Source organism: Simplicispira psychrophila DSM 11588, assembly GCF_000688255.1.
GTDB classification, from domain to species: domain Bacteria; phylum Pseudomonadota; class Gammaproteobacteria; order Burkholderiales; family Burkholderiaceae_C; genus Simplicispira; species Simplicispira psychrophila.
On sequence record NZ_JHYS01000003.1, the window covers coordinates 36,768 to 53,999 of the forward strand.

At 62.1% G+C, this 17,232-nt stretch carries 18 protein-coding genes; 5 read left to right on the forward strand and 13 right to left on the reverse strand.

What is annotated here, in order from left to right; translation table 11 throughout:
- Window positions 1–41: 41 nt before the first annotated feature.
- The gene (locus Q390_RS19005; protein ID WP_084153760.1) at window positions 42–1,643 is read left to right on the forward strand and encodes a flagellar assembly protein A; all 1,602 of its coding nucleotides are present in this window, start codon (window positions 42–44) and stop codon (window positions 1,641–1,643) included.
- A 78-nt stretch (window positions 1,644–1,721) separates the two neighbouring features.
- Here Q390_RS19005 and sufT read toward each other — a convergent pair whose 3' ends face one another.
- The 7 genes from sufT to Q390_RS0104080 all read right to left on the reverse strand — a co-directional run bounded on the left by sufT (window position 1,722) and on the right by Q390_RS0104080 (window position 8,909).
- Window positions 1,722–2,267 carry a putative Fe-S cluster assembly protein SufT gene (gene sufT, locus Q390_RS0104050; protein ID WP_027994921.1) on the reverse strand — a complete coding sequence of 182 codons (546 nt, stop codon included), beginning with the start codon at window positions 2,265–2,267 and terminating at the stop codon, window positions 1,722–1,724.
- The gene (sufU, locus tag Q390_RS0104055; protein ID WP_027994922.1) at window positions 2,267–2,728 is read right to left on the reverse strand and encodes a Fe-S cluster assembly sulfur transfer protein SufU; all 462 of its coding nucleotides are present in this window, start codon (window positions 2,726–2,728) and stop codon (window positions 2,267–2,269) included. Before sufU ends, sufT begins: the two co-directional genes overlap by 1 nt.
- A complete protein-coding gene (locus tag Q390_RS0104060) occupies window positions 2,725–4,020 on the reverse strand; it encodes an aminotransferase class V-fold PLP-dependent enzyme (protein WP_084153761.1) in 1,296 nt (431 codons plus the stop codon). The genes sufU and Q390_RS0104060 overlap by 4 nt, the downstream gene beginning before the upstream one ends.
- Window positions 4,013–5,266, reverse strand: coding sequence for a SufD family Fe-S cluster assembly protein (locus Q390_RS0104065; protein ID WP_027994924.1), 1,254 nt, complete (start codon window positions 5,264–5,266; stop codon window positions 4,013–4,015). The genes Q390_RS0104060 and Q390_RS0104065 overlap by 8 nt, the downstream gene beginning before the upstream one ends.
- Window positions 5,267–5,271: 5 nt before the next feature.
- Window positions 5,272–6,042, reverse strand: coding sequence for a Fe-S cluster assembly ATPase SufC (gene sufC / locus Q390_RS0104070; RefSeq protein ID WP_027994925.1), 771 nt, complete (start codon window positions 6,040–6,042; stop codon window positions 5,272–5,274).
- A gap of 81 nt (window positions 6,043–6,123) precedes the next feature.
- Window positions 6,124–7,578: a Fe-S cluster assembly protein SufB gene (sufB, locus tag Q390_RS0104075; RefSeq protein WP_027994926.1), complete on the reverse strand. Its 1,455-nt coding sequence runs from the start codon at window positions 7,576–7,578 to the stop codon at window positions 6,124–6,126.
- A 140-nt stretch (window positions 7,579–7,718) separates the two neighbouring features.
- Window positions 7,719–8,909, reverse strand: coding sequence for a GNAT family N-acetyltransferase (locus Q390_RS0104080; RefSeq protein ID WP_027994927.1), 1,191 nt, complete (start codon window positions 8,907–8,909; stop codon window positions 7,719–7,721).
- 89 nt (window positions 8,910–8,998) lie between these two features.
- On the opposite strand from Q390_RS0104080, the gene Q390_RS0104085 reads away from it, so the two are divergent.
- Entirely contained in the window at window positions 8,999–10,666 is a 1,668-nt protein-coding gene (locus Q390_RS0104085; RefSeq protein ID WP_027994928.1) for an NAD+ synthase, read from the forward strand.
- A gap of 60 nt (window positions 10,667–10,726) precedes the next feature.
- Window positions 10,727–11,065: a P-II family nitrogen regulator gene (locus Q390_RS0104090; RefSeq protein WP_027994929.1), complete on the forward strand. Its 339-nt coding sequence runs from the start codon at window positions 10,727–10,729 to the stop codon at window positions 11,063–11,065.
- 19 nt (window positions 11,066–11,084) lie between these two features.
- Here the strand turns inward: Q390_RS0104090 and Q390_RS0104095 are convergent, their stop codons facing one another.
- The 6 genes from Q390_RS0104095 to Q390_RS0104120 are packed head-to-tail and all read right to left on the reverse strand — an operon-like array spanning window position 11,085 to window position 14,539.
- Window positions 11,085–11,678: an LOG family protein gene (locus Q390_RS0104095; protein WP_027994930.1), complete on the reverse strand. Its 594-nt coding sequence runs from the start codon at window positions 11,676–11,678 to the stop codon at window positions 11,085–11,087.
- Window positions 11,671–12,081, reverse strand: a complete 411-nt coding sequence (locus Q390_RS0104100) for a diacylglycerol kinase (RefSeq protein ID WP_027994931.1) — start codon at window positions 12,079–12,081, stop codon at window positions 11,671–11,673. Before Q390_RS0104100 ends, Q390_RS0104095 begins: the two co-directional genes overlap by 8 nt.
- A 45-nt stretch (window positions 12,082–12,126) precedes the next feature.
- A complete protein-coding gene (locus Q390_RS0104105; protein WP_084153762.1) occupies window positions 12,127–12,675 on the reverse strand; it encodes an RDD family protein in 549 nt (182 codons plus the stop codon).
- Window positions 12,676–12,690: 15 nt separating this feature from the next.
- Window positions 12,691–13,509, reverse strand: a complete 819-nt coding sequence (locus Q390_RS0104110; RefSeq protein ID WP_027994933.1) for a DUF3106 domain-containing protein — start codon at window positions 13,507–13,509, stop codon at window positions 12,691–12,693.
- Between the two features lie 17 nt (window positions 13,510–13,526).
- Window positions 13,527–13,973 carry a DUF3619 family protein gene (locus tag Q390_RS0104115; RefSeq protein WP_027994934.1) on the reverse strand — a complete coding sequence of 149 codons (447 nt, stop codon included), beginning with the start codon at window positions 13,971–13,973 and terminating at the stop codon, window positions 13,527–13,529.
- A complete protein-coding gene (locus Q390_RS0104120) occupies window positions 13,970–14,539 on the reverse strand; it encodes an RNA polymerase sigma factor (RefSeq protein ID WP_027994935.1) in 570 nt (189 codons plus the stop codon). Before Q390_RS0104120 ends, Q390_RS0104115 begins: the two co-directional genes overlap by 4 nt.
- Window positions 14,540–14,791: 252 nt before the next feature.
- Here Q390_RS0104120 and Q390_RS0104125 point away from each other — a divergent pair, with 252 nt between their 5' ends.
- Both Q390_RS0104125 and ilvN read left to right on the forward strand, forming a co-directional pair.
- Window positions 14,792–16,579: an acetolactate synthase 3 catalytic subunit gene (locus Q390_RS0104125; protein WP_027994936.1), complete on the forward strand. Its 1,788-nt coding sequence runs from the start codon at window positions 14,792–14,794 to the stop codon at window positions 16,577–16,579.
- Window positions 16,580–16,710: 131 nt separating this feature from the next.
- Window positions 16,711–17,202: an acetolactate synthase small subunit gene (gene ilvN / locus Q390_RS0104130; protein WP_027994937.1), complete on the forward strand. Its 492-nt coding sequence runs from the start codon at window positions 16,711–16,713 to the stop codon at window positions 17,200–17,202.
- Window positions 17,203–17,232: the final 30 nt, after the last annotated feature.

Here is a 17,232-nt window from a genome sequence, read left to right on the forward strand (position 1 = left end):
CTATGGTGACTTTCATTTCAAAATAAGAAGGACTTCAGGTCATGGAGCTTGCAGGAATGAGTTTGGTGGAGACAGATGGCCACATTTTTTTACAAGTCCAGCCGCAGGAAAAACGCCCGCCAGTGGATGCAGTCATGCTGCATACCTTGCTCACCGAGCAGGGTTATGGCGACTGCGCCTTGGACGAAGCAGCTATTACGGCAGCAGTCACCGATTGCAATACCCTGACGGAGCTTTTTTCAGTCCCTGTGGCGCAGCGGTGCAATGCTGCCATTGAGATTAATGTGTCCCGCGACGAGATGGTCGCCCATCTCACTTTGGTGGCCGCGCAGGGGGGCAAAGCCGCCACGCTGGGCGACATCCTTCAGGCGCTGAGCGATGCCGGGGTGGTTTTTGGTGTCAACGATCAAGCCCTGTTGCACGCCAGCGAATCCGGTGTGGGCCACCAAATTGTGATTGCCGAGGCCAAAAAACCTGAAAATGGACAAAACAGCCTGTTTGAAGCGCTGATTGAAAATCCGCCCAACCGAGCTCCGCTGGTCGATGAGAACGGTTTCATCGATTACCGCGAGCGTGGCGCCATCCAGACCGTCCAGCCCGACACCCCCTTGATGCGCCGCATTCCGGCGACGCCAGGAATGGACGGATGCACTGTTCGAGGGCGCATTCTGTCGCCCCGTCCAGGGCGAGACGTGCTTTTTGCCAAAAATCTGGCGGGTACCCAAATCGATCCCAACGACCCCGGCGTGCTGCTGGCAGCGGTGGCCGGGCAGGCAGTGCAGGTAGCCGATGGAATGATCGTCGAGCCGGTCCTGAAAGTGGCCGAGGTCAACATGGCTTCGGGCAATATCCACTTTGATGGCAGCGTGCATATCAAGGGCGATGTGCTCCAGGGCCTGTTGGTCAAAGCCACTGGCGACATCGTGATCCGCGGCATGGTCGATGGTGGCCGGCTGGAGGCGGGCGGCAATATCACCATTGCCGGGGGCGTTATTGCCCATGCCAGCGTGCATGCCGCCGGCTCGGTCAGTGCCCGTTTTGCGCAAGGGGTGAAAATTTCTGCCGGCACCGTCATTGAACTGCACGACATGGCACTTGATTGCCAGCTGGATGCACTCAACCAGATTCTCATCGGCACGCAAAAACCAGGGCGCGGGCGCCTGGTAGGCGGCACCGCCACCGCCATGATGCTGCTGCGGGTACCCATCCTGGGTTCTACCACCAGCCCCATCACCAAAGTCGTGCTGGGCGCCAATCCGGAACTGGACGCGAAATACGTTGCCCTGCAAGAATGTCTGCTCAAGCAAAAGCAGGCGGAAGAAAGCCTGGATCAGCTGGAAAAACAGGTCGCCGCCGCCGGCGATCCGACAGGCATGTTGCCGCGCATCAAACAGTCCAGACAACGTGCGCTGCAGGAGTGGGGGAAATTGCTGGCCGAGCGCAAAGAACTGGAAGCACAAATCGCCGCCGAAGAAACCGCCCGGCTGGAAATTAGTACTTCCGTGGACGGTGCCGTCGATATGTTGATTGACAAACAGCTGGTGCGCTTGCGCACCGAATATGGCGCTGGTGTATTTTCCAAAAACCCTGTCGGCCACATTGTGTTCACCGATGCCAAAGAGGCGAGCGTGCGCGTCGGCTAAGAAGGACAGATTTTCCGTCAATCCACCCCTCCTCCAGAACACGCCCACCAGACAGATCAATTTTTGGTGGTGGCGCGGCTATAAGCCGAGTGTCAGCTGTGCGGCTTCGGACATGCGCGAGCGATCCCAAGGTGGATCAAACACCAGATTGACGGTGATTTCGCCCACCAGCGGCAGGGCCAGCACTTTGTCGCAGACCTCTTCGGCAATCGATTCGCCCATGCCGCAGCCCGGTGCCGTCAGCGACATGTCGATCAGTACATGCATCTTTCCATCGTCCATGGCTTCCAGCTCGCAGCCGTAGATCAGCCCGAGTTCAACGATGTTCACCGGGATTTCCGGGTCATAGCAGGTGGCCAGGGTTTGCCAGAGGAGGTCTTTCAGGTCTTTCAACTCGATCTTGTCCGGCAGCACCACGCTGGCCGGGGGCGTTTTGCCGATGGCGGCGGCGTCGGCCCCTTTGAGACGCACCAGTTGCCCATGGACCACCAGCGTGAACGAGGAACCCAGCGCCTGCGTGAGCTGCGCCAGGGTGCCGGCGCGCAGTTCCATCAGTGAGCCGTCGGGAATGCATTCGACCTGTACCGTGTGCTGCACCAGCACGTCTTCGCGGTGGCGTTTCATCATGGCGTGTTCCCCGTTGGCGCGTCGGCCGGCGCTGTATCGGCCAGGGCGTGGCTGAGGGCATGCCAGCCCAGCAGCGCGCACTTGATGCGGCTGGGGTAGCGGCGCACGCCGGTCAGGCTGATGAGTTTGCCCAGATAAGCGTCGTCCGGCTCGGTCTGGCCGGTCAGCACGGCGCGAAAGTGCTGTTGCAAATTTTCCGCGTCGGCGACGGCATGGCCTTTGACGGCCTCGCTCATCATCGATGCCGAGGCGATGCAGATGGCGCAGCCCTGGCCGCTGAAGCGGATGTCGTGCACCTGGCCGTGCTGCACGTCCAGCTCGACACGCAGATCGTCGCCGCACTGCGGGTTGGTGCCGCGCGCCTGGTGCGTTGGGGCGGTTAGGTGGCCAAAGTTGCGCGGCGCGCGTTTGTGTTCCACCACTACTTCTTGGTAAAGATCGTTTTCTGCGCTGCTCATTGCAATACCTCCAGGGCGCGTGCCACGCCGGCCAGCAGGCGCTCGACCTCGGCGTGGCTGTTGTAGAGCGCAAAGGACGCGCGTGTCGTCGGCCCCAGGCCCAGGTGATCCAGCAGCGGCTGCGCACAGTGGTGGCCGGTGCGCACGGCAATGCCTTGCTCGTCAAGCAGGGTGCCGATGTCGTGCGGGTGCGCGTTATGCGCGACAAACGACACGATGGCCGAGTCGTTGGCCTGCGGCGACAGCACCGTGATGCCATCGATGGCGGCCAGGCCGCTGGCGGCATGGGCGCGCAGCGCGCTGACGTGGGCGTCGATGGCGCTGCGCCCGGTGTGCTCGATAAACGCCGCCGCCGCCGCCATGCCGATGGCGCCGGCGACATTCGGTGTGCCGCCTTCGAGGCGGCTGGGCAGGGCGGCAAATTGGGCGTCGGCATACGTCACCCACTCGACCATGTCGCCGCCGTAGCGCAGCGGTGCCAGGCGCTCCAGCGCGGCGCGCCGGCCGACCAAGGCGCCGGTGCCCATGGGGCCGTACATCTTGTGACCCGAGAAGGCCATGAAGTCGCAGTCCAGCGCCGACAGCGCGGGCACGGCGTGCGCCATGGCCTGCGCCGCGTCGAGCACGGTCAGCGCGCCGGCCTGTGCGGCCAGCGCCAGCAGGGCGGCATAGGGCGGCGTCTCGCCGATGGCGTTGGAACAGGCGGTGACGGCCAACAGCCGCGTGCGCGGCGTCAGCAGAGCCTGCAGGTCTTGCGGGTGCAAACGACCTTGGGCATCGGGCAGCAGCACGCGCAGCGTGGCGCCGCTGCGCCGCGCCGCCTGTTGCCAAGGCACCAAGTTGGCGTGGTGCTCCAGACCGCTGACGATGATCTCGTCGCCCGGCTGCAGCACGGCGCCGCCAAGCTGCGGGGCCGACAGCCCGTGCGCCACCAAGTTCAGTGACTCGGTGGTGCCCGAGGTGAACACCAGTTCGTGCCCAGCGTTCGCACCGACAAAGCGTTTCAGATCGCTGCGCGCCTGCTCGAAGGCGTCGGTGGCACGCTGGCTCAGGCGGTGCACGCCGCGGTGGATGTTGGCGCGGTCATGCTCTTCAAAGCGGCGCATGGCCTCCAGCACTGGTAGCGGCAGTTGCGTGGTAGCGGCGTTGTCCAGATAGGCCAGAGGATGGCCGTGGATGCGCTGCACCAATATCGGAAACAGCGCGCGCACGGAGGCTGGCAGATCGGTGCTGGTGCCCGTATCGGTGCCCGAGCCAGCGTCCAGCGTGGGTGCCAAAGGGGTGTCAAACATGGTGTACCTCCTGTGCATTCGCCAAGTGCTGCGCCATGGCGTGCGCCAGCTGGCCGTCCGCCATCAGCGTGGCGACCAGTTCGGGGTCGTCAAAGCCGCGCTCCAGCAGGGCAGTGGCCATGCCCTGCACGATCAGGCTGCGTGCGCTGTCCTCGTCCAGGCCACGCTGGCGGGCATAGAACAGCGCGTCTGCGGGCAGGGCGCCCCAGGTAGCGCCGTGCGCGGCTTGCACGTTGTCGTGGTGGATCTCTAGGTGCGGGCGCAGCACCAAGCGCGGCTGGCCGGTCAGCGGGATGCCGTGCAGGCGCTGGTGCACGTCGGCTGCATCGGCGCCTGCAGCGATGTGGCTGTGCGCGTTGGCCACGGCGTGCGCCTTGCCGCTGGCCAGCACCAGCATTTCGACGTGGCTGCGGCTGTGGGCGGCGTGGTGTGTGGTGTGGACTTGCTGCTCCAGCGCCGCATCGGCTGCCAGCAGCAGACCGGCGGTGCGCGCGCTGGCGTGCGCGCCTTGCAGGTCGATGGCGCTGCGCTGCAGGTGGTAGGCACTGCCCGAGGCAATCAGCGCCTGGGCGTAGTGCGCGCGCCGGCCCAGTTGCGCATGTACCTGGTGGGCTACTTGGTCGTGCGGCCCAGGTGCCACTTGGCGCAGATGTTGCAGCACGGCGCCTTGGCCCAGGCGCAGGTGGATTTGCAGGTTTTGCGTGACGCCGTGCGTGCAGGACAGGCTGCTGCGCTCATGCGTCTCCAGCAGCACGCAGCGCACGCCGTCGGCCAGCTCCAGCACTAAGAGCGGCGCTTCGACGCTGGCCGTGGGCTGGTGGCGCAGTTGCAGCCAGACGGTGGGCGCTTGGCTGGCGCCGGCTGTGCCAGCAGTGATGTGCAGGCGCAGGCCTTGCTGGCACAGCGCGCGGTGCGCCCAGCCAAAGGGTGCGGCGTCGCCCGCGCCGGGCAGTGGCAGGCCGGCGAACAGCTCGGCGCGCTGCTGCGGATCGCTGGCGTCGAGCCAGCGTGCGGTGATGTGGCTCGGGTCGGTGTGGCTGACCGGGTGCAGCGTCCAGCCCGCGCCTTGCAGCGGCGAGGCGTCACACGGCGGTGCAGTCGGTGCAGTCAGCGCGTCGGTGCTGCCCATCCAGCTGGCCAGTGGTGGCGGCCGTAGATGGCGGAAGGATTCGTTGCGTGCCGCTATCCAGCCATGCTGGTGCAGGTGGTCGCGGGCGGCCAGGATGTCGGCGCGTGCGGTGTCCATGGTGTTCAAGCCTCCACCGGTTCGGTGCTGCGGGCAAAGCCGGTGCGGGCGATGTGCCGCGCCAGTGTGATATCACCGGTCTCGGCAATACAGCCTTGGTCTAGCCGCAGCACGGCATCGGGTTGCAGCAACTCAATCAGTTGCAGGTAGTGCGAGACGATGACAAAGGCCGTGCCCTGGGCGCGCAACTGCTGCACCAGCGCCACGACAGCGTGCACGCCATCGACGTCCATGCCCGAGTCGATCTCGTCCAGCAGCGCCAAGCGCGGTTGCAGTAGCGCCAGTTGCAGCAATTCGTTGCGCTTGCGCTCGCCGCCGGAAAAGCCTTCATTCACCGGGCGGCTCAACATGGCTTCGGGCAGGCCCAGCTGGCGCGCTGCTGTGCGCGCCTGGCCAAGAAAGTCGAAGGCATCCAGCGGTTCCTGGTCGCGTGCCTGGCGCACGGCATTCAGGGCCGTGCGGATGAACAAGTTGTTTTTCACGCCGGCAATGTCGGGTGGCGACTGGAAGGACAAAAACAGGCCGGCGCGGGCACGCTCCTGCACGTTCATGGCCAGCAGGTCTTGCCCGGCAAAAGTTGCCTGGCCGCTGGTGACGTGGTAGCTGGGGTGGCCGGCCAGCGTCAGGGCGAGCGTGCTTTTGCCACTGCCGTTGGCGCCCATCAGCACCACCAGGGCGCCGGGCGCCACGTCGAGCGACACCGACTTGAGTACGTGGTGGTCGCCCACTTGAACGCGCAGGTCGCGCACTTGCAGCAAGGCAGTGGAAGTGGTCATGGAGAGTCCTTTTTAATTTTGATAGCTAATAGCGCTGGTGGAATAAGGGCTAGAGGCACTTTTTGTATAAAAACGAGTGACTCAACCCACCGCGCCTTCCAGCGACACCGCCAGCAAGGCCTTGGCCTCCAGGGCAAATTCCATCGGCAGCTCTTCCAGCACCGCTTGGCAAAAGCCGCCGACGATCAGCGCCGTCGCCTCTTCGGGGTCGATGCCGCGCTGCTGGCAATAAAACAACCGCTCCTCAGAGATGCGCGTGGTGGTGGCTTCATGCTCGACCACGGCGCTGTGGCAGGCGGTGTCGATGTACGGGTAGGTGTGGGCGCCGCAGTGCGGGCCGATCAACAGCGAGTCGCACTGCGTGTGGTTGTGCGCATGGGCGGCACCGGGCGACATGCGCACCAGGCCGCGGTAGCTGTTTTGCGCATGGCCGGCGCTGATGCCCTTGGCCACGATGCGGCTCTTGGTGTTACGCCCCAGGTGGATCATCTTGGTGCCGGTGTCGGCCTGCTGGAAGTGGTTGGAGACGGCGATGGAATAAAACTCGCCGCTCGATTCGTCGCCGCGCAGCACCACGCTGGGGTATTTCCAGGTGATGGCAGAGCCGGTCTCGATCTGCGTCCAGGCAATGCGGGAGCGCTTGCCGGCGCACAGGCCGCGCTTGGTGACAAAGTTGTAGATGCCGCCCACGCCGTTTTCGTCGCCGGGGTACCAGTTCTGCACGGTGGAATACTTGATGTAAGCATCGTCCAGCGCCACCAGCTCGACCACGGCGGCGTGCAGTTGGTGCTCGTCGCGCTGCGGCGCGGTGCAGCCTTCCAAGTAGCTCACATGGCTACCTTCTTCGGCAATGATCAGCGTGCGCTCGAACTGCCCGGTGCCCTTGGCGTTGATGCGAAAGTACGATGACAGCTCCATCGGGCAACGCACGCCTTTGGGGATGTAGACAAACGAGCCATCTGAAAACACCGCCGAATTAAGCGCCGCGTAGTAGTTGTCGCCCTGCGGCACCACGGTGCCCAGGTAGCGCTCGATCAGCTCGGGGTGGTGTTCGACGGCGTGCGAGAACGAGCAAAAAATCACGCCGACCTTGGCCAGCTGTTCACGGAAGGTGGTGCCGACCGACACCGAATCAAACACCGCATCCACCGCCACGCCGGCCAGCTTGGCGCGCTCGTGCAGCGGCACGCCGAGCTTTTCGTAGGTTTCCAGCAGTTTCGGATCCACCTCGGCCAAGCTCTTCGGGCCATCTTTGTGCGATTTGGGGGCGGAGTAATAACTCAGCGCTTGCAGATCAATGGGCGCAATCTTCAGTTGCCCCCAGTGCGGCTGCTCCATCGTCTGCCAACGCGCAAAGGCTGCCAGACGCCACTGCAGCAAAAAATCGGGCTCACGCTTGATGCGCGAAATGGCGCGGATGGTGTCCTCGTTCAAGCCGGGCGGCAGCGATTCGGATTCAATATCGGTGACAAAGCCGTGCTGATAAGGGCGCTCCAGCGCCTGGGTCAGAGGGGCTTCTTGTTCAATGCTGGACATGGCGCGTCTCCGGGGGAGGAGTAAAGATCATCGGGGGCCTCCTGCGTGGGTCTTAATAGATTCATACGATATGCATCTTTAAAGACGGCTGCAAAGTGGGACGCTGGTGTCCGCGCTGTCGGCAAGGGTATGGCGGTGATTCAGGGTTGGCGAAACGGGCTGCGCGACTGCAGTTCGTCCAAGTACTGCGCTACCCCTTCGCCTTCACGTTCCAGAAAGCGGTCCACCGCATCGGCAAACGCCGGGTGCGCCAGCCAGTGCGCGCTGTGGGCCTGCACCGGCAGCAGGGCGCGTGCCATTTTGTGCTCGCCCTGTGCGCCGCCCTCAAAGCGCTGCACGCCGTGCGCGATGCACCATTCCAGTGGCTGGTAATAGCAGGCTTCAAAGTGCAGGCAGTCCACGCGCTCCAGCGCGCCCCAGTAGCGGCCATAGGCTGTCAGGGGATAGAAATTTTGGTCTTTTTGGCCTCTAGCCCTTATGGGGTCTGCGCTGACAGCTATCAAGCTACTAGCGATGGGGCGGCCTTGGCGCTCGGCGATGAACAGCACCCAGTGCTCCGGCATGTCGCTTTCCATCTGCGCAAAGAAATTACGCGTCAGGTAGGGCGGGTTGCCGTGTTCCAGATAGGTGCGTTCGTAGCAGCGGTAGAAAAAATCCCAGTCAGAGGGCGCGATGTCGTGGCCGCGCGCCCAGCGGAAGGTCACGCCGGCTTCGGCGACACGGCGGCGTTCCTGGCGGATTTTCTTGCGCTTCTCCTGGTTCAGGCTGCCCAAAAAACCATCAAAGTCAGCGTACGGCGCATTGTTCCAATGGAATTGCACTGTGTGGCGCAGCATCAGCCCGGCGCTGGCGCAGGCGGCCATGTCCTCGTCGCTGGCAAACAGCACATGCAACGACGACACACTGGCCTCCTCGCACCACGCACGCAGCGCCTGCACCAAAGCCGCGCGCGCTGGCGCATCCCGTGCCATCAGGCGCGTGCCGGGCACGGGAGTGAAGGGCACCGCGACTACCGCCTTGGGGTAATAGTGCAGGCCGTGCTCGGCATAGGCGCGCGCCCAAGCCCAGTCAAACACGTACTCGCCATACGAATGCTCTTTCAGGTACAGCGGACAGGCGGCGATCAGCGTGTCACCCTGCCATAGCGTGAAAAAGCGCGCTGTCCAGCCGGTGGCAGGGGTGGCGCTGCCACTGTCCTGCAATGCCGCCAAATAGGCGTGGCGCATGAATGGCGTCGGCTGCGACTGGCACGCCAGCAGGGCGTTCCAAGCCTGCGCGTCCACGCCCTGCAGAGAATCGAACACGCGGGTGATAATCGCTGCCTCAGCCACGTGGCCTCCTGTCGCTGTCGCCCGCCCTCGGGCAGCGCCCAGTCGGCAAGGCGTTCTTCCATCCGGCGACAAGGGCCGTTTTCCATTCCATGACGCTCTCCATTTGCACTGCGCAGCTTAATTTTGTTGTGGGCGATCTGCCCGGGAATACGCACCAAATCATTGCCGCCGCCCACGAGGCCCATGCCGCCGGCGCGCAATTGCTGCTGACGCCCGAATTGGCCCTGTGCGGTTATGCGGCCGAAGACCTGTTCTTGCGCCCGGCTTTTTTGGCGGCCTGTGATGATGCCGTGAAAGCCGTGGCTGCTGCGTGTGCAGGGTTGAACGACCTGGCCGTGGTGCTGGGTCATCCCCAGCGTGGCGCGGCGCGCGCCGATGGCACGGTGCCGTGCTTCAACGCTGCCAGCGTATTGCGCCATGGCATGGTTGAGCAGACCTATGCCAAACACGCGCTGCCCGACTATGGGGTGTTTGACGAGACACGCTACTTCACCCCTCCTACGCCCGGCCAGTCGCCCTGTGTGTTTGAGGTTGGCGGTGTGCGCGTCGGCCTGCTGATTTGTGAAGATGCGTGGCTGGAAGCGCCAGCGCAGGCCAGTGCGCGGGCCGGCGCCCAGTTGCTGGCGGTCATCAATGCCTCGCCGTTCCATGCGGGCAAGGCTACCGAACGCGAGCAAACCATGCGCGCGCGGGTGCAGCAAACCGGCTTGCCGCTGGTGTACGCGCACTTGGTGGGCGGGCAGGATGAGCTGGTGTTTGATGGCCGCTCGTTTGCCTTGAATGCCGATGGCTCGCTGGCCGGCCGGGCGCCCGGATTTGTAGAAAAACTGGTGTTTACCCAAGTCACACAAGCGCTATCAGCTATTAAAATAGAAGCAGAAATCGCTCCCGAAGCCACGCCCGAAGCCGAGTTGTGGGAGGCACTGGTGCTGGCGGTGCGCGACTATGTTGGCAAAAACGGTTTTCCGGGCGCGCTGCTGGGCCTGTCGGGCGGTATGGACTCTGCCTTGGTATTGGCAATTGCTGTCGATGCGCTGGGTGCGAACAAAGTGCGTGCGGTGATGATGCCATCGCCCTACACCGCAGACATCAGCGGCATTGATGCGCGCGACATGGCGGCGCGTATGCATGTGCGCTGCGACGAAATCGCCATTGCGCCCACATTCGAGGCTTTCAAGTCAGCGCTGGCCCCCGACTTTGCTGGCCGCGCCGAAGACACCACCGAAGAAAACCTCCAAGCGCGCATTCGCGGCACGCTGCTGATGGCGCTGTCGAATAAATTTGGATCGGTGGTTCTGACCACCGGCAACAAGAGCGAGCTGGCGACGGGCTACTGCACGCTGTACGGCGACATGGCCGGTGGTTTTGCTGTCATCAAGGATGTGCTGAAAACCACGGTGTATGCCCTGGCGCGCTGGCGCAATGCGCACGACCCGTATGGCACCGGGCTGAACCCGATTCCTGAGCGCATCATCACGCGCCCACCCAGCGCCGAACTGCGCCCGGACCAGACCGACCAGGACAGCCTGCCGGCCTATGAGGTACTGGATGCCATCGTGGTGCGCTATATGGAAAACAACGAATCCATTGCGTCGCTGATCGCTGATGGTTTTGCCGCAGCCGATGTCGAGCGTGTCACGCGCCTCATCCAGATCAACGAATACAAGCGCCGCCAGGCCCCGCTAGGTCCGCGTTTGACGCGGCGCAGCTTTGGCAAGGATTGGCGCTATCCGGTGACCAATCGTTTTCGGGCCTAAGAACTTAGTGTTCTTGCTGTCTGTCCGTACTGTTTTTTTGTTATTCCCAGGAGTTTCCCCATGAAAATGATCACCGCCGTCATCAAGCCTTTCAAGCTCGAAGAAGTCCGCGAGGCCTTGGCCGATTGCGGCGTCACCGGCCTGACGGTCACTGAAGTCAAGGGTTTTGGTCGACAAAAAGGCCATACCGAGCTGTACCGCGGCGCCGAATACGTGGTGGATTTTTTGCCCAAAGTGAAAATTGAAGTCGTGGTCAAGACCGAAGACCTGGATCGCTGCGTCGATGCCATCGTCAATGTGGCGCGCACCGGCAAAATTGGCGACGGCAAGATTTTCATCACTGCCATCGAGCGCGTGGTGCGTATCCGCACGGGTGACCTCGACGAAGCCGCTATCTAAAACGCAATGGGTTGAGTGGTCAGATTACCGTGCGCAGCGCCGGCTGCGTTACTGCCGTAGCGGCAGCTTGTACCAGCCGGGGCAGCAGGGTGTCGATGTCGGTACTGGTCTCCATCAGGCCCATTTGCCATTCGCTCATGAAGCCGCCCGCCACGCTGCTACGCAAAAATTCGAGCATGGCGTCGTAATAGCCGGCGATATTGAGCAGCCCGATGGGCTTGTCGTGGTAGCCCAGCTGGCGCCAGGTCCAGACTTCAAACAGTTCTTCAAACGTGCCAATGCCGCCGGGCAGGGCCAGAAAAACGTTGCTGCGTTCGGCCATCATGGCTTTGCGCTCGTGCATGGTCTGCACGATGTGCAATTCGTCGCAGGCCGTGCGTGCATGCTCCTTGTCTACCAGTGTCTGTGGAATCACGCCCACCACGCGCCCACCGGCGGCTTGGGTCGCGTCGGCGACGATGCCCATCAGGCCACTGCGTCCGCCGCCATACACCAGTTGGCCGCCACGCTCGCCAATCCAGGCGCCCACGGCGCGGGCAGCGTCGGCAAACAGCGGATTTTCTCCGGGGCGTGAGCCGCAATAGACGCAGATGGAAAAACTCGGATCAGCCATGAAAAAACCTTTGAAAAAGCGCTGCGGCCCAAATGCCGGCGCACAACAACACACTGAGCAAGACGGCGGCGCTGCCCATGTCCTTGGCCTGCTTGGACAGCGGGTGCCACTCTGGACCGATGCGATCAATCACCGCTTCGATGCCGCTGTTGAGTAGTTCTACCACCATCAGCAACACCACCGAGCCGCCGAGCAGCGCCACTTCAATCCAGCTCTGGCCTAGCCATAACGACAGCGGCAGCAGTATCAAGGCGGCCAGGGCTTCCTGGCGGAAGGCGGTCTCACCCCAGCCGGCGCGCAGTCCGTCGAGAGAGTAGCGTGTGGCATGCCATACACGGTGCAGGCCGGTACGGCTTTTTTGTGCGTTGACGGGTTCGTGGGCGGGAGTCGATGGCAAGGGCATGGGGAAGGCATTTTGATGGACAAGGCGCCGCCGACGGCACTATCGCTATTTTTTGGCGGGTTCGAAATGTACCAGTCGGGTGCCCGCCCATGCGTCATGCCAGAACTGCTGCTGTGGATGAAAGCGGCTCAAAAGTGCCCACACCGCCACCCAGCCGATCAGCAGGACGGTAATTTCTGGTGCGGAGAGCGAGAATGGCGCCATGGCGACCAGCGGTGGCAAGAACCACAGCCAGCTCAGCATATAGCGCCCCAGCGCACGCGCTTGCGTTACCGGTTGGCCGGTGGCATCCACCACGCGCATGTGCCAAGTCTTCATCGCCAAAGTCTGGCCCTTGGCCCAGAACCAGGTGAAATAAATGCCAAACACGACAAACAGAAAGGCCTGTAGCGCATGGCGGTTGTCCATGGCGTTGCGGGTCTGACTCAGGGTGCCAAACAGATAGCCGGCAACAAACACCACGCCAAACATCAGGATGCCTTCGTACAACCAGCAGGCCATCCGGCGCGTCAGGCGCGGCGCTTGCAGCGGGCTAGGACAGGGAGCGACGTCAGGTGGGGATGCAGGCAAGGGATGCAGGGTAGAGGCAGGCATGCAGCAGAGGGAGGATCAGTGGGAATACTGGGCTGCAGCGTCTGGAGACATCGGTACCGCAGTCTCAGTGGAGGGCGTCAGGGGGGGCAGAGGGATTGGCACAGCCACCGGGACAATGACCGGCGCGGTTTCTACTACAGCCACTGGCTTTGTCTCGGTAGCGGTCGGAGTAACCCAATCTGCTGTAGCCGGAATTTTGGGTGGGTTGGCCGGGTTGTTGGCGGCAGCAGTCGCTGCCGGCACTTTGGCCAGTTTGCGCGTTGCGACGGGGCGCACAGCCGTGGCAGCGCCCATGGAGCGGCGTGTCGCGGCGGCGGCCAGACGATTTTTTTCTTCGGCGCTCAAGGCTTGATAAGCCTCCCATTGGGCACGTTTGCTGTCGGCGGAGAGTTTGCTGGTGACAGCGTAATTGAACCGCGCCTGGCTGCGCTGCTGGGCGCTGAGGCTGGCCCATTCAGACATGCGGGCGTGCAGCCGTTCCTGTTCTGTGGGCGGTAGCGCGGGGAAATTTTTAGCAAGAGCCAGCCAGCGACGCTTTTGCAGCTCGCTCAGAATGGCCCAGCGTGGTGCCAGGGGTTGCAACGCTATTTTTTGTGCCGCATCGAGTTGCTCCCAAGCCGGCCCAGGGGTTGGCGTGGGGTTTTTTTCTGACTGCAGGTGATGGCTGTGTGCAGTTGAGGAGGCGGCAAATGCCTCTGCTGGTACCACCGTGCCGGGCGCCATCCGCCCTTGTTGCCACACCTGAAAACCACCAAAGGTCAAGGCGCCCAGCAAGGCCAACGCCAGCACGAAGGCTGGCGTTGTACGGCGGGCGTCAGGGGAAGATGCGTACATGTAGGCGTGAAAGAAGCTTAGTTGCTTTGTGTTGCGCCGATTTTAAGAAATTGCGCAAATCCCGGATCGGCATAGGCGGCGGGCGGCAAATCATCGGTGAGCAGGGCAGCGTCCACTTCAGCCACTTCCGTCGTGCCGTGTTCATCTTGTGACAAATTGATCACCACCAAACCAGCCACCAAGGCCAGCACCGGCACTGCAGACAGCAGGGCGCGCCACCAGTTGCCACCCTCGCTACCCCACCAGCCCAGAGCGGCACTGGAGCCAGACTGGGCTACGACAGGGGCGGTGTGGGGTACGAGCAAGGTTCTTTTGCGTTTTGCCACGGCTTGGACGCGCGTGGCGCGCAGACGCTCGGAAATGTCATAAGGCAATGTGCCTGTGCCTTCAGTCAGGCGTGCAGTGATGCGGCGCGCAAAGCGTTCAGCAGCTACTTCAGGGGAGGGCAGATGCGAGGTGTTCATAGTTCAATTCCTTTGGCCTTGAGTGCTTTGCTCAGGGCCTGAACGGCACGAAAGCAGTGGGTTTTGACGCTGCCTTCAGAGCAGCCCATGGCGGCGGCCGTTTCAGCGACATCCATCTCCTCCCAATAACGCATCAAAAACGCCTCTCGTTGACGAGCTGGCAGCTGTTGGATCTCTATTTCAATATCGCGCAGTGTTTGGCCGCGCCGCGCCAGATCTTCAGCGCTTTGGGCGCGTTCGCCATTGTCGGGGCCGGCCCAGGCTTCCAGCAGGTCAAATTCGCCACCTTCGTCGCCTGGTTTTTCAAAATCGCTCAGATGCGAGAACAGTGCATTGTGCGTTTTCTGGCGCCGAAACCAGTCCAGCGTGCAGTTGGACAGGATGCGATGGAACAGCATCGGCAATTCGTTGGCGGGTTTGTCGCCGTAATGCTCGGACAGCTTCATCATGCTGTCTTGCACGATGTCCAGGGCCGATTCCTCATTGCGTACGTGGTAGAGCGAACGCTTGAAGGCGCGTTTTTCTACGCTTTTGAGGAAATCGGAGAGTTCTTGTTCAGAAGCCAAAAGTGTTCAGGCTGAAAGGAGGGCGGGCGTGGGCGCTGGATTATGGCATTGGATCAATTTTTTTCAATTAGGCGCAATTCCCTGATGGTGCGGTGCAATAATGGCGCCTGCAATTTAAAGGCAAACGGGTCACGGTCCGGCGCAGTCATCTTCTCGCCCATGTCCTTGGCCTCAAGTTCCGAGCCGGCTTCACGAGAGTCAGCGCAAGGGGCACCGAAGGTTTTTCGTTAGAGAAAATCACAAAGGTTCATCATGGAAATCAACAGGGCTGAAAACGCCTTAGCAGCGGCAGCCGCCGCAGCACAAAACCCCCCCGAATCCCAAGAGCTCATGGGCGCTGAAATTCTCGTCAAAGCCTTGCAGGCTGAAGGCGTGCAATACATCTGGGGCTATCCCGGCGGCGCGGTTCTCTACATTTACGATGCCCTGTACAAGCAGGACACCATGCAGCATGTGCTGGTGCGCCACGAGCAGGCTGCCGTGCACGCCGCCGATGGCTATGCGCGCGCCACGGGCGAGGTCGGTGTGGCCCTGGTCACTTCCGGCCCCGGCGTGACCAACGCCGTCACCGGCATTGCCACTGCCTACATGGACAGCATCCCGATGGTGATCATCACCGGCCAGGTGCCTACGGCGGCGATTGGTCTGGATGCCTTCCAAGAGTGCGACACCGTCGGCATCACCCGCCCCATCGTCAAGCACAACTTCCTCGTCAAAGACCCGCGCGACTTGGCGATGACGCTGAAAAAGGCTTTTCATATCGCCCGCACTGGCCGTCCCGGCCCGGTGGTGGTCGATATTCCGAAGGATGTGTCCTTCCAAAAAGCGACCTACACCGGCTACCCCAAGAGCGTTGAAATGCGTTCGTACAACCCCGTGCGCAAAGGCCACGGTGGGCAAATTCGCAAGGCCCTGCAATTGTTGTTGACCGCCAAGCGTCCGTTCATCTACACCGGCGGCGGTGTGTTGCTGGGCAATGCCACTGAAGAGTTGCGCACGCTGGTCAACATGCTCGGCTACCCCATCACCAATACGCTGATGGGTTTGGGCGCCTTCCCGGCCAGTGACCGCAAATACCTCGGTATGCCGGGGATGCACGGCACGGTCGAGGCCAATAACGCCATGCAGCACTGCGATGTGCTGCTGGCCGTCGGCGCGCGTTTTGACGACCGCGTGATTGGCAACCCCAAGCACTTTGCACAAAACGACCGCAAGATCATCCACGTCGATATTGACCCGTCCAGCATCTCCAAGCGCGTCAAGGTCGATATCCCGATCGTTGGCGACGTCAAAGACGTGCTGACCGAACTGATTTCGATGATCCGCGAGACCACCACCCGCGCCGACGCCGGTGCTCTGGCGGCGTGGTGGGACACGATTGAAGGCTGGCGCCAGCGCGACTGCCTCAAATACGACATGGGCAGCTCCGACGTCATCAAGCCGCAATACGTGGTCGAGACGCTGTGGAACATGACCAAGGACGCTGACGCTTACGTCACCTCCGACGTGGGCCAGCACCAGATGTGGGCGGCGCAGTACTACCGCTTTGACGAGCCACGCCGCTGGATCAACTCCGGCGGTTTGGGCACCATGGGCGTGGGCGTGCCTTACGCCATGGGCATCAAGCTGGCCAAGCCGGACTCCGAAGTGTTCTGTATCACCGGCGAAGGCTCGGTGCAGATGAACATCCAGGAGTTGTCCACCTGCTTGCAATACAACACGCCGATCAAGATTTGCGCGCTGAACAACCGCTATCTGGGCATGGTGCGCCAGTGGCAAGAGATCGAATACTCGGGCCGCTACAGCCACAGCTACATGGATGCGCTGCCCAACTTCGTCAAACTGGCCGAGGCGTATGGCCACGTCGGTATGCTGATCGAACGTCCACAAGACGTGGAGCCGGCACTGCGCGAAGCCCGCAAGCTCAAAGATCGCACCGTGTTCATGGACTTCCGCACCGACCCGACCGAAAACGTGTTCCCGATGATTCAGGCTGGTAAGGGTCTGACGGAAATGCTGCTGGGCTCGGAAGACCTTTAATTTAGGTAAAATCGGCCTCTAGCCCTTGCTAGTCAAGCGCTAGCAGCTATTATTTTTGACGAATCTATTGCCTGCCAAACCCGCGCATTACCGTGTGCAGGCGAGGGCAGCGAAATGAGGAATCTGCACTTATGAAACATATCATTGCTGTCTTGCTAGAAAACGAAGCCGGTGCGCTCTCGCGCGTGGTCGGGCTGTTCTCAGCGCGGGGCTACAACATTGAATCGCTCACCGTAGCGCCGACCGAAGATCCTTCGCTGTCGCGCATGACGATCCAAACCACCGGCTCAGACGAAGTGATTGAGCAAATCACCAAGCACCTGAACCGCCTGATTGAAGTGGTCAAGGTGGTGGACCTGACCGAAGGCGCCTACACCGAGCGCGAGCTGATGATGGTGAAAGTGCGCGCCGTTGGCAAAGAGCGCGAAGAAATGAAGCGCATGGCCGACATTTTCCGGGGCCGCATCATCGACGTCACCGACAAGAGCTACACCATCGAACTGACTGGCGACCAAGTCAAAAACGACGCTTTTTTGCAGGCGCTGGATCGCACCGCCATTCTGGAAACCGTGCGTACCGGCGCCAGTGGGATCGGTCGCGGCGAACGCGTGCTGCGCGTGTAAGACAATCCAAGCTTTTTATCCCAACCAACA